This window comes from Oleiphilus sp. HI0086 (assembly GCF_001635225.1).
Map to the genome: position 1 here is coordinate 1 of NZ_LWFZ01000123.1, position 13,066 is coordinate 13,066.

At 43.6% G+C, this 13,066-nt stretch carries 10 protein-coding genes and 1 tRNA gene; 6 read left to right on the plus strand and 5 right to left on the minus strand.

Annotated elements, in window-relative coordinates; genetic code table 11:
* From A3756_RS01695 to A3756_RS01710, 4 genes are all read right to left on the minus strand, one after another.
* Window positions 1–1,874, minus strand: a 1,874-nt coding sequence (locus A3756_RS01695) for a DEAD/DEAH box helicase family protein (protein ID WP_156490186.1), incomplete at its 3' end; no start/stop codon positions are given.
* Complete coding sequence (locus A3756_RS01700) at window positions 1,871–3,229, minus strand: restriction endonuclease subunit S (RefSeq protein ID WP_068513865.1); 1,359 nt, start codon at window positions 3,227–3,229, stop codon at window positions 1,871–1,873. The genes A3756_RS01700 and A3756_RS01695, both read right to left, overlap by 4 nt.
* Window positions 3,229–5,631 carry a class I SAM-dependent DNA methyltransferase gene (locus A3756_RS01705; protein ID WP_068513868.1) on the minus strand — a complete coding sequence of 801 codons (2,403 nt, stop codon included), beginning with the start codon at window positions 5,629–5,631 and terminating at the stop codon, window positions 3,229–3,231. Before A3756_RS01705 ends, A3756_RS01700 begins: the two co-directional genes overlap by 1 nt.
* Window positions 5,628–7,316, minus strand: a complete 1,689-nt coding sequence (locus tag A3756_RS01710) for an NUDIX hydrolase (protein WP_068513870.1) — start codon at window positions 7,314–7,316, stop codon at window positions 5,628–5,630. The genes A3756_RS01705 and A3756_RS01710 overlap by 4 nt, the downstream gene beginning before the upstream one ends.
* 329 nt (window positions 7,317–7,645) lie before the next feature.
* On the opposite strand from A3756_RS01710, the gene A3756_RS01715 reads away from it, so the two are divergent.
* The 3 genes from A3756_RS01715 to A3756_RS01730 all read left to right on the plus strand — a co-directional run bounded on the left by A3756_RS01715 (window position 7,646) and on the right by A3756_RS01730 (window position 11,129).
* Entirely contained in the window at window positions 7,646–8,338 is a 693-nt protein-coding gene (locus A3756_RS01715) for a hypothetical protein (RefSeq protein WP_068513873.1), read from the plus strand.
* Between the two features lie 1,340 nt (window positions 8,339–9,678).
* Window positions 9,679–9,885 carry an excisionase family protein gene (gene xisR / locus A3756_RS01725; RefSeq protein WP_068513088.1) on the plus strand — a complete coding sequence of 69 codons (207 nt, stop codon included), beginning with the start codon at window positions 9,679–9,681 and terminating at the stop codon, window positions 9,883–9,885.
* Complete coding sequence (locus tag A3756_RS01730) at window positions 9,882–11,129, plus strand: DUF3596 domain-containing protein (protein WP_068513085.1); 1,248 nt, start codon at window positions 9,882–9,884, stop codon at window positions 11,127–11,129. Before xisR ends, A3756_RS01730 begins: the two co-directional genes overlap by 4 nt.
* A gap of 106 nt (window positions 11,130–11,235) precedes the next feature.
* Here the strand turns inward: A3756_RS01730 and A3756_RS01735 are convergent.
* A tRNA-Ser gene (locus A3756_RS01735) sits at window positions 11,236–11,326 on the minus strand.
* Between the two features lie 237 nt (window positions 11,327–11,563).
* On the opposite strand from A3756_RS01735, the gene A3756_RS01740 reads away from it, so the two are divergent.
* The 3 genes from A3756_RS01740 (at window position 11,564) to tusC (ending at window position 13,056) form a co-directional block, all read left to right on the plus strand.
* Window positions 11,564–12,214, plus strand: coding sequence for a Bax inhibitor-1/YccA family protein (locus tag A3756_RS01740; protein WP_068509429.1), 651 nt, complete (start codon window positions 11,564–11,566; stop codon window positions 12,212–12,214).
* Between the two features lie 75 nt (window positions 12,215–12,289).
* Window positions 12,290–12,682, plus strand: coding sequence for a sulfurtransferase complex subunit TusD (gene tusD / locus A3756_RS01745; protein WP_068513642.1), 393 nt, complete (start codon window positions 12,290–12,292; stop codon window positions 12,680–12,682).
* An 11-nt stretch (window positions 12,683–12,693) separates the two neighbouring features.
* On the plus strand, window positions 12,694–13,056 hold the full coding sequence (gene tusC, locus A3756_RS01750) for a sulfurtransferase complex subunit TusC (RefSeq protein ID WP_068509772.1): 363 nt from the start codon (window positions 12,694–12,696) through the stop codon (window positions 13,054–13,056).
* The last annotated feature ends 10 nt before the right edge of the window (window positions 13,057–13,066 follow it).

Below are 13,066 nucleotides of genomic sequence, written 5' to 3' on the forward strand. Positions count from 1 at the left end.
ATATTGTCTTTAAAGTGCTCCACAATCACCTGCACTTTCTGGCTGATGTTGTAGTCATGCAGGCGCACCCACTGGTTGAGTTTCACCTTAGCTTTTTTGCTTTCTACCTCTTCATCGGCACCGTCTATCTTCAAGGCCAGGTTATAGGCCACTTTGTAGTTGGTGTAATTCTTCAGCACATCGAGGATAAAGCCTTCTTCAATGGCCTGGCGCATGGTGTACACATGGTAGGCTTCGGGCTTATTGGTTTTGGAAGGCGCTTCTTCCGGTTTGGGTAAACGACCAAACAGCTCCAGCGTTTTGGTTTTCGGTGTTGCGGTAAAGGCCAGGTAACTCAGGTTGCTGGAGGCACGGCGTGAGGCCACGGCTGCATCGAGAATATCATCGGTGGTTAAATCTTCATCTTGCGGCTTGCCATCAACCATCAGCACTTCTTTTAGCTGGCGTGCGGTGCTGCCGGTTTGTGAGCTGTGGGCCTCATCGGCAATCACCACATAGTTACGCTCTTTGAGGCTGACGCTGTTTTCAATGGCTTTTAATACATAGGGGAAGGTTTGAATGGTAACGATAATAATCGGCGTTGCACCTTCCAGCGCTGCGGCCAGCTTTTCCGATTTGGAGCCATCACCTTCGCTGCGGTTAATACGCCCCACCACACCTTCTACCGAGGTAAACTGCGAGATGGTTTCTTGCAGCTGATCATCCAGCACGGTTCTGTCAGTGACCACAATCACCGAATCAAACAGTTTGTTACCTTCTGCGGTATGAATGCTGGATAACTGATGCGCCGACCAGGCAATGGAGTTGGATTTACCGGAACCGGCACTGTGTTGTATCAGATACTTATTACCTGGGCCTTCGGTAAGGGCAGCATCAACCAATTTGGTGACCACATCCCACTGGTGGTAACGCGGGAAGATTAATGTCTCTTTCTTGTACTTACGCCCTTCCCAGTCTTCCTTTTCTTCGATTTGTAAATGCACAAAACGGGCAAGAATATTCAGCAGGTTATCGGGCTGTAACACCTCATTCCATAAATAATCGGTGGCGTACTGATTCACATCCTTAGGTACATCGTTACCGGCTCCACCATCCTTGGTGCCTTTGTTAAAGGGTAAAAAGAAGGTGTCTTCCCCTTCGAGGCGCGTGGCCATATACACTTCATACTGGCTGACGGCAAAATGCACCAGTGCACCGCGTTTAAAGCTAAGGAGTGGTTCGGGTTTCTTAGTCGCCGGATCGGTTGCGAATCTTGTTGTCTTATACTGTTTTATTGCGTTTTGCACCGCCTGTTTAAATTCAGACTTTAACTCCAGCGTGGCCACTGGCAATCCATTGACAAATAAAACCAGATCTATACGCCATGCTTTAGCCTTATTACCTGTTGCCTCTAATTCTGCTTCATTGGCCCAAGGTGAATACACCAGCTCCGGTACTACCCGTAAACGGTTCTGTTTGTAACGCGCCAGGGTATCCGGGTTTAAATCATGTTCGGGTTTAAACTGGCATAAACTAAAGCGTGTACCACGATCACGCAGCTCATGGCGTAAGACACCCAAGGTGCCAAAGGTACGCATCTCTTTATTGGCAGCGTTAGGATCGGCTTTATTTAATTGGGATGCGACACGCTCTAAAAACTTCTGCTCAGGATGCTTTTCATTTCCAGGTGAAGGGGGATATAGGCCACAGAACTTTTGCCATTGTTCATCTTGGGTTTCTTTAACAAAACCCAGCACATCTTCTTCATACAGGGCCAGTTCACGGTTGTAGCCTTCAGGCTTACCCAGCAGCCAGCCGTTAGCGACTAGCTGATCGACCATATCATTTTGAAAGGTAAACTCGTTAGCCTTACCGCTTCCTGACAATGTACTCATGCGGCTACTTCCTTGTTTTGATTATCGGATGGTTCTGGGGCTCGCCAGCTTCTGACATCAATTTTTCCGGTTACGGCTGCTGAGATCAGAGCCGTACGGCGCTCCTGTAACAGCTGAACAGCCTTATTTGCCTGATCAATCAAGCTGCTGAACTTTTCTTTTTGTTGGTTGATATATTCTACTACTTCACTCTGCTCATTCTCAGGAGGTACAGCAGCTAATATTTCACTCAATATAGCAATGTTAATAACTCCCATTGTTCCACCTCTACTCAAAAGTTCGAATTGTTTAAAGACCATCTCACTTTTAAGTAATTCTCTGATGTAGTACGGGTTATGATTTTGGCAGATCTCAGCTTTTATCAATCTTGGATTAATTATTCCTGGCTCAGCACCTTCTGGAAAAACAGCGATTTTTCCAAATGTTCCTACACAACTAATAAGAATATCGCCTTCACCAACGATGTAACGGGATAGTTCTGTGTAATCTTTTTCATTGATATAGTAATCACCGATCTCAAAATCATTTGGTATCACCTGCTCTTGCCCATATACCTTGTAGCCATTTTTAACGTACATATCTTTGGTGATGCTAGAGCCAAAAGGCCCCGCAATGATTCTGTCGCATAAGTATTTGAATTTTTTTACTTCCCAATGCTCCGGCACTTCACCTAACCACTCTACACCTGAGTCGCGCATGGGGACGCTGGGATTGAGGCCTTTGGTGACGGCATGACTGATCACGGCCTGGCGTTTTTCTTTTAGCAGTTTGATCAGCTGTTGTTGTTTTTCGATCAGGGTGTCGATTTTGGCGGTTTCGTGGTCGAGGAAGTTGGCGATTTTTTCTTGTTCTTCAAATTGCGGTAAGACAAGAGGAATGGCACCAAATTGCTCGAATGTTATGGATTTCCCATCGCGAAGACTATCTGTTGTTGACTGTAAAGCAGCTATATATGGCTTACTTTTAAATAGATAACGATAGAATTTAGGCGCAATATCTTTCACGGAAGATAAAACTGTATACGCTGGTGAAACGCATCCTACGTATTTGCTATGTTCAATTCCGCCTTCGAAGCTTCTCAAACTAATTACAAAATCATTCTCCTCAACGTGACGAAATGAACTGGTTCCTTTCAATGCCAGCATGACTTTTGAATCATTCAGTTTCATCATCAAAGACTGAGGAACAACGCCATATTTTTGGCTGGCCGCAAGTTGCTCATCCGTTTCTAATGAAGGCTCCCTTCGATTCTTGAATAAACGCTTACCGTCAAATAATTCCCAATCCGCTGGAATCTCTCCCAGCCACTGAGTTCCAGAGTCAACATACTCAGGGTATGCTTGATACTTACCCATTACGAATGCACCTCTTGCAGCAAATTCATAATCTCGGCAGACACAGCATCCAAATCCGCATCAATCGCTTCCAAATCTCTTGGCGGCTGGTACTGATAAAAATGGCGGTTAAACGGAATTTCATAACCGACGATGCCCACTTCCTGATCTTTATCATCCGTCTTGCTGGCATCGATCCAGGCATCGGGTACATGGGGTTGTACCTCTTTTTTGAAGTAGGCTTCGTTCAACGCATTGACGGTTTGTGATGGATCAAGGGCAACGTTTTCATTATCACGCAAGTCACCATCGGTTTTGTACTCAATCACTCTCTTTTCGCTGCCGGCACCTCCATCCACCTCAAACAGACCATAAAGCGGGTTGGCTTCGGTATTTTTATGCAGCTTTTTAATCACCTTTTCCGCTGCCGGGTTTTTCCAGCTTACGGCGGTGGTGATTTGTTTTTTCTCTTTGGTATCCAGGCTAATGCCTTGAGCTTTGCAGGCGGCTTTGATGGCGGCTTCATAGCCGTTCATATCATCGCACTGTACAGTGCCTATCTCTGCCTGTAGCTGCTTGGCTTTTAGCAGGCATTGCTTTTGTGCTGCCCAGGTTTTGTGGTCTAACAGTTCTTTGATTTTGGCTTCTTTTAAATCACTGAAATGGGTTTTCAAGTGTTTGCGGATGTCGGCTTCATTCTCGGCTAATACACCGTAGTTCTCACAGCCTTCGTCATCGCTCCAGCTTTCAGCATAGTTTTCATATACCCACTTCATCGGCGCGTTTAACGGCTTGGGGGCAAAGCGCAGCTCGGCGATGCGCTCATCATTGAATTGGTAGCTCTCGCGTAATGGGCGCTCGATGGTGATGCGGCGGTAGCCAAATTCATGGGTGGCGAAGATTTTACTGGCGAAGGTTTTGGGGGCTTCCGTTTTAGGGTTTTCCGATTGTCGGCCACGGTTGCTTTTTTGTTCGGCAGGTTTATCCAGCTCACGAGCATCCACCACTTCAAAGGCTCCAAAGCTGCGGGTGATAGTGGCGATGTCATCGCTGCTCATTTCGTTACGTTTGGAGCCTAGGGATTTACGCATCTTGCCGCAGAGGTTTACGCCGTTGATCAGCTGTACCTTGCCTTTGCGCTCATCGGCCTTTTTATTCGACAGCACCCATACATAGGTGGCGATGCCGGTGTTGTAGAACATATCGGTGGGCAGCGCGACGATGGTTTCAAGCAGGTCGGCCTCAAGGATGTAACGGCGAATTTCGCTCTCGCCACTGCCTGCACCACCGGTAAACAGGGGTGAGCCGTTGAGGATGATGCCAATACGGCCACCGGTCGCTCCCGGCGTCCTGCCTCCCGCGACACTTGTACCTCCATGTACATCGCCTTCGTTCGGTCTTAATTTGCTGATCAGGTGCATGAGGAATAATAACGAGCCATCGCTCACTCTCGGTAAGCCTGGGCCAAAGCGGCCGTCGTAGCCCTTGAGGGTGTTTTCGTCTTTGATGGTGGATTCGATCTTTTTCCAATCGACACCAAAGGGCGGATTGGAGAGCATATAATCAAACTTGGAGGCTGCGAGCTGATCATTGGATAAGGTGTTGCCGAGTTTAATATTGGTGACGTCCTGGCCTTTGATCAGCATATCGGCTTTACAGATGGCGTAGCTCTCAGGGTTAAGCTCTTGGCCAAAGGCACGCATGACCGCTTGTGGGTTTAACTCGTGCACGTATTCCATACCCGAGGAGAGGAAGCCACCGGTACCCGCAGTGGGGTCGTAGATGGTGCGGATGATGCCGGGCTTGGTGAGGGCGTCATCATCTTCCATAAATACCAGGGAGGTGGTGAGGCGCACAATATCACGGGGGGTAAAGTGTTCCCCGGCGGTTTCATTGGAGCCTTCAGCAAAGCGGCGTATCAGCTCTTCAAACACCAGGCCCATATCGTGGTTGGAGATGGCCTTGGGGCTAAGATCGGTTTGGCGGACTTTTTGTACGATTTTAAACAGTAAGTCGGCATCGTTTAACTGGCCTAGGAATTCGGCGAAGTTGAAGAACTCGAAGATTTCACGGGCATCTTTGGAGAAGCTTTGGATGTAGCTTTCCAGGTTTTGTTTGATGCCGTTTTGGCCCAGCTTGGAGAGATCCATTTTTGAGGTGTTGTAAAAACTTAAACCTGAAGCGCGAATCAGCAGCTTTTCCTGCGCTTCTTCGGGCAGGTTCATTGTCTGTATTTCTTCGAATTTAGCTAAAACCTGCTCTTTGGTTTCTTCTAAAACACATTCAAGGCGGCGTAAGAGCGTAAATGGCAGGATGATGCGGCCGTATTGGCTTTGCTTGAAGTCGCCGCGTAACAGGTCGGCGATCGACCAACAATATGCTGCTAGGTTATTGGGTGTTGGTGTGCTTTCAATCGAACTCATCGACTTGATTCCTTAGTCTGTGTTTCTTCGTCTTCGGTTTTATCAAAAAGCTGGAAGTTAGATTTAAATGAACGTATCAGCGCTCTTAGGCCAATCCCTTGATTTAGGGAAGACAACCTTTGAACATTCTTTTTGAAGGTATCAAGGTCTTTCTGTGAGTCACCACTAACGTCTTTATCGGCCATGAGCTCTTTCAGGCCAATCTTAAGCGCTCCAGAAATTTCTTTGGTGTAAGAAGCTGATTCAGATTCAATTAGGTCAGTCGCAATCGGATTTCTCGTAACAATTAATTGAGTTTTCTTATCGACCGAATCTTCTAAACGATATTCAAATGCTACCTTATGGAAATAAACGTTCGATCCTGCCAAGGCTAGACGGTAAAAGCGCTCTTTATAACCTTCAATAATCGGTAAGCCTGCATCACTTAGTTTATTAGTTAAACTTCTCGCACAGTCATTAAGATCGTCATCAACTATTTCTACCCAACCATTTATTAATAGCTGAATTCGTTCAGAGCATGACTCAGCTTCGGAATCCTTTGCAAAGAGACTCAAGCTTAGCAGCAAGTTGTGCTCTTCATCAGTTAAATTGCAATCTAAGTCCTTTTCTTTGCCGGTCTTACCAGCGCTGATTTTCTCTGAATTATCTAGCGAGAATGTCGTTGAAAAAGAATCTGGAAGCTCTGAGAGTGTATTCACATAGCTTGGAGAGATACTCTCTATAGATTTACGCCAATCATCTTTAGAATCGTGATCCTCGATCAAGGCATCGATATACGCCATTCTGCCATCTTGAGACTTAGCCTTAACAAGCTCATCAGCCGTAAACCATGTTAGGTTTTCATCTGCGCGGATGCGTTTAGAAAGCGCAAGTAGGCCATCTTGAGTAAGATTAATATGGTAAACATGTATTCGGTATTCCGTTAGCGCATGATTTGCACCACCGCCTTCGACAGCGGTGTAAGGTTTAATGGTGCGCCAAGATGAATAGGAATAGTGTTCTTTAGGATTCAAACCTGTTTCTTCAGATAATTCTCGCTCAAGGGCGACCTCTATTGCGTCAGATTGATTGGATGCCTCTGGGCTTTGTAAGAGACTGACTGCAGCGAGTGTATCTAGCTCTTTGTTCGCTTCCATTAAATCGTTTTGCGAGACACGACCACCAATTAACACATAGTTGTTTCGGTTCTTACGGGTCTTATCTTCTCGGTGCCTTAGCAGAAACTTACCATCCACTGAAATAAGACCCCAAGCTACATGTACGTAACGAACGGGCTGCGCAGAAGTATTGTGGTGCCTTTGTCTTTGGTTTTCTAAGTAGTGCAATACATTACGCTGTTCTTCAACAACTTCAGAGTGGTCACTTTGCGCACCCCAGAAACCTTTTGGAAATAGGCTCTGATCACTATCTTTAAGTGAAGACAGCAACGACTTAGCCATCAATGAAGCAGGAAAAGATTTGAATCGCCAGATACCGTGCTCTAACAAAGTATCATCCAGCAAACCCAGTCCAACGAATAATCGTTCAACTAACGAAATTGCTGAAGTGATTTCTACGTTATCTGGACAGTCTTTGGAAATACTGTCACGAATATTAACGGAAGATGCTTCACCGCCCTCTTCTGCGTGTAAAGGAAGGTGTTTATATATTGTATTGAGGGCTTCAATAGTCCCTAAGTTATTCATTGTGGCTCGCTTTTTATAATCAAATAAACCGTTTTATTCTTCCTAAACTAAACGACTTAAGATTTTTTGGTTTCTACCCTGAAACCTTTCGAGCAAGTATGTCTGTTCGCTACTTCTTGTGTTAGGGACTCCAGGGGGACAAAACCAAACCAACCAGATTCCTCAGGCAACCCAGTCTACCCCATATTCGAACGCTCAGCTATATAAAATATAAGATTTACAACTACTTGTACTTCATTCTAATAATTTCCTAGCGCTCATGAAATCAATAATACTTGCGTATTTTATAAGTGACATATTTTTGGAGGTGACCACAAAAGGAGAACTCTATGACTTACACAACTGACCTATTACGCAATATCATCCTAAACCAAGATATCTACAGCTACGGTACTCACTGGCAAGAAAAGCCAGATCACTGGAAAAGACATGTCTTAGCTCTCGTAAGTGATATTGGAGACGAGCTAGGTACCATTTGGAAAAGCAAGGAGGGAAATTGGCACAATAGTTCGGGAGTATGTTTGGGAGATTTTGAACTTGCCACTAAAGATCTAGAGAGATCTTTAACACGTGGTATTGCCGTATCTGCGGAAAACTTGTCTGAACGTATGAGAAGATCTAATCCCAAAGGCCTACATCAAATATCCGGATGCATTAAACTGAACACCTTCGAACGATACGTAATTGAAAAATCAATTGCTTCGATTATCCAAAAGGTCATTGGTCAATTCAGTGTCCAATCGACTTTGAAGTTGAACGATCCTGTTAGTGACAATTGCCCTATTAAGGTCCACCCAATAACTTTGGGCTTCAGGTTTCAGGAAGGAAAATGCGTCATTAAACCTCAAGCACTCCCACTTAAAACCGAAACCAAACACGTTGAAAATGGAGAGCCAGTTATCACACAAATACGGCTCTGCGACCTTTCTGATCAATCATTCATGACAACTGTAAGAAAACTCATGACAGAGCAAAATATACCCCACTCGAAATACACAAGCCTTGAAAAATGCGTAGTTTGAATTTAACCAACGACATAATCGCAAGGTTCTATCGCACCTAAATACACTAAAAAACCTGAGCACAACATGTTAGTGCTCAGGATAGGGAATTTGGCCATTTTAAAACTAAAAGACACAACTTTTCGAAACCTTGTGCTCAGGATAGGTTTTACCACCTGTAATTTGAGATTTCAGAAGTTTGTGCTCAGGATAGTATTTTATGCTCAAGGTCATCGTACATCATTCTTTAAAGCCCTCATCTATGTGCACAAATAAGTTATTTTTTGTGCTCATCATTCCTGAGCATTTACAAAACAAAGGAAGTGCTCAGGAATAATGAGCATAAACCTTACGATTTAAGTTTTTACATCTTTGTGAAATTAACTGAAGCATATAGAGTCTGGAAGTGGATTGTAAATTCGACCTTGAACTTAAGGCTCTTCTAGCCAGTGTTCGTAGAGAAATTAATCCAGATACTTTACGTACCCTGCACAAACTAAGTGACCAATCGTTAACTATTAACTTTGGAGAGCCCAAACATCAAACTTTTCAAAACCCGAAACTACCAATTTTTAAAAAATGCTTGCTCGAGTTTAATAAAGCCAAATAACGCCATCTCCAATCGCGTTAAAAATACACCTATAAGGATGAGCATAAAGGGTTTATGCTCAAGTAGGGATTTTGGACTATTAATAAGACTAAAGACACAAACTTTTCAGAGTTTATGCTCATATAAGGTTTTCTATAAGCAACATTCGAAAACCAAAAGTTTATGCTCATAATAGCTTTTTTGAATTCGCTGCTAATTTCTTAATTCCAATAAAAATTCACTTAATTAATTCCTTGTGCTCATCAGAAGATGAGCACTCACAATCAAAACTTTGTGCTCAAATATAATGAGCACAAAGATTTGACAATCTTGTTCTCCTTAAAAAGATTATGAAAATCAGTTCTGTTAATTCTGTCGGTGACTATTTCCCCTAATCGAACGTGTAGGTGTGCACAAGGGGTACTACAGAAGTACCAATGCACGCTTATCTATAAACATATCAGCAGACACACCCTTGCGTACCCCTACCGTACGCCTTGCCCCCCCCCTTCAGCAAAAACGTTGGAACAAAACCCATTAATAAAGGCATCTTTAACAAACTTATTACCATACCTCTTTCACTAAAATTTATTAGAAACCTTCAAACATGGAGGTTTTCACCATTTTTGTTGCGTCTCTTATTCAAAACATAAAATAGAAAACGAACACCTTGTTGCGCGGTACGTTAAAAATACACGCCGTACGCACCGGTGGTGCGCGGAAAACACGCTTAAAGTAGAGCCTCAAATCACTTAAACAGGTAACTAATGCAATGAATAGAGAAACAAACATATCGATTCAATATGGGCGCTGGGTTCACCAGAAAATACTCGAGGCTACTCATGGATTTACAAACGATCAGTTAAAGAAGTACCGCTGTGCATTTTGGTTGGAGGGCAAGCATTTTATCCGGAACCCTGCTAACCGCATAGTTTATAACCCAGTAGCGATTGACGATTGGATGGAGGGAAAACTGTGAGCAAGAAAACTGAGTTCAAAATTCCTAAGGGCGTCGAAATTCATGGAAATAACATCCGGATTGCATTCCAGTTAGATGGAAAAAGAATGAGGGAGCCCATTACCGGCATTCTCAAAATTAATCAGAATTCGCTTAACTATGCCGCTAACAAAAGAGCGGTGATTTTGAACGAAATAAAGTCTGGCAGTTTCGATTATCAAGCACATTTTCCGAACTCTCAGAACGCGCTTAAATATTCGGGTTCGGTTAGTAATGATATTGACCTAACCATTTCAAGAGGTGTTGAGATGTGGCTGGAATTGAAATCAGAAAACCGCGCTAAGTCGACAATCGAAGGCTATGAAGCCAAAGCGAAACATGTAAAGGCATATTTCGGTGATAAAACGATACGATCACTACGAACGACTGATATTACAAATTTCAGAAAACATTTAACACAAAACCTGGAAATGAAAGTTAAGACCGTAAACGACGTGTTTACGGTCTTACGCGGCGTGACAAGACTGGCTTACCAGGATCACATTACAAAGACAGACATAATGGAACGTATACCTAATCTTGAGAGAGATGAAACAGAGGGTCCTGAAGCTGATCCATATACAATAAAAGAACTGGAAAAAATAATTGAACTAGAAAGACGTGACTACAGTCGACCAGAAATAATAAACATGTTCATCTTTACGTGCTGGACAGGACTCTCTCTTTCGGAAGTAATCGCATTAGCGTGGGAAGATATCGACTTCAACACATACACAGTAAATATTAAACGTGCTTATGTAAGTGACGAATTCAAAGTGCCTAAGGAAGCCTCAAGAACACGCTCTTTTCAATTGTTAAGGCCTGCTATCGATACTTTATTGAAGCAGCATAGATATTCATATACGAACAAACCGATTGAAATCAGTGTAAAGAACAGAAGCAACACACATTCGACATCCTATAAAATCCGACCTATTTTCAAGAACTTCAAATCACAAACAGACGAGCAGCTTTTTAGCAAGCGGTCAGTAGGAACAGCTTATGAAACCTTGTTGAGAGAAGCTAACGTGCGGCATAGAGGCCCAAATCAGTGTCGACATACTTTCGCATCGATGCTAATAACAAAGTATGTACCACTTGGTATTGTTGCTGAAATTATGGGGCACACATCAGAATCGATGCTAAAAAAGCATTATGGAAAAATAATACATGAAGACAGACCTAGCACTGCTAAGTTGATTTCACCATTTTTAGGATTAGAATAAGATTTTAACGTGCTAGGAGGTGCACTAAGGATCCCGTTTTTACCCCAAAGTTGCCCCAAGAGGCTTTGAATCTTAACTAATAACTTGGGAAATCAAGGAGTAAAAATGGCGGTGAGCCAGGGATTCGAACCCCGGGTGGGCTATTAACCCACGCTGGTTTTCAAGACCAGTCCATTCAACCACTCTGGCAGCTCACCGCAATTGCTTTCATGTCGAAAGCGAGGTGTATACTAATGATTTTTTTAGCGGTGTCAACGATTTATTTTTAAAGTTTTTGAGAGTTGAATTTTCTATACTCGCCACTATTATAGGCATGTAAATGTAGTATTATTCTAACTAAACATACTTGGTTTAAAACGGAGCATTACATGCAAGATAATAGACATCCACAAGCTCAGGCGGCTCACACTCAAGGTGATAACCTCGCCAATATTATGGGTGCTAATTCGCAAGCGGCTTTAGGTGCTGATGTTTCATCGGTACTTAAGAACACATACATGCTATTAGGTTTAACGCTGGCCTTTTCAGCTGCCGTTGCCTATATCGCAATGGTTATTAACGCGCCACACCCTGGCATGATCATAACGCTGGTTGGTTTTTACGGTTTACTGTTCGGTATTCACAAAACGGCTAACAGCGGCATGGGTCTTGTACTTACCTTCGCACTGACAGGCTTTATGGGTTATACAATTGGCCCCATCCTTAGCATGTTCATTGGCGCAGGCGCTGGCCACTTAGTTGCTAACGCACTTGGCTTAACCGCATTCGTATTCTTTGGTCTTTCGGCTTATGCCTTGATCACACGTAAAGACTTTAGCTTCTTGGCAGGTACGATTACTGCTGGTTTCTTTGTTCTTTTAGGTGCAATGGTTATTGGTATCTTTACCGATATCGCGGGTTTACAGCTAATGATCTCTGCGGGGTTTGTACTTTTCTCGTCTATGATCATTCTGTATCAAACCAGTGAGATCATTCACGGCGGCGAAACAAACTACGTTCTAGCTACCGTGACACTATTTGTGTCGATCTATAACTTGTTCCTAAGCTTGCTTCAGCTACTCATGGCATTTAGCGGGGACGATTAAGAAATAAGCAACCCTTTAAAGCCATGCCTTGGTCTGTACTAAGCATGGCTTTTTTAGTTTTTAGCCCTTTAAAATATGAACATATCTGTATTAGTCCTTAACGCTCCCTACGATTCACAGTCGTCTTACAGCGCTTATCGATACACTAAAGCTGCCCTTCAGAATGGGCACAAGCTTTCTCGCGTCTTCTTCTATCAAAACGGTATTCATAGCGGTACTAAACTCGCGACACCACCACAAGACGAGTTTGATCTTTATAAAGCCTGGCAAGACCTTGGTACCAAGCACAACCTTGACCTGGTTATCTGTATTGCCGCCGCAGCACGCCGAGGCTTGATCGATAACACAGAGCAAGCTCGCCATCAAAAGGACGCAAACAATCTCGCTGAAGGTTTCGAGCTTTCCGGGCTTGGGCAACTAGTAGAAGCAATGGCCGTTTCTGACCGCTTCATAACCTTTGGAGCTTAAACAGAGGCAAGATGGATAAGAAATCTATACTCATTATATTAAACTCAGCCCCGTTCGGCTCCAGCGATGCAAAAGAAGCTCTCGACCTTGTGCTGGCTGCGGGTACCTTCGAGCAAGATATCAGCCTGCTACTCGCAACTGATGGCTGCTATCTATTATTGGAAGATCAAGACCCTGCAAACATACACCAGAAGAATATTCGCCAAATGATGAAAGCGCTTGCTATTTATGGTGTAGATAAAGTGCATATAGATAAACAAGACGCTGAAGACCGAAACATCCCGTTAAGCGATTGCTCACTTGCGATAAGCGAACTTAGTAAAGCACAAGTAAGCAATAAGCTTAACGATTCCGACATTATTTTAAGATTCTAGCTTCTTGGCC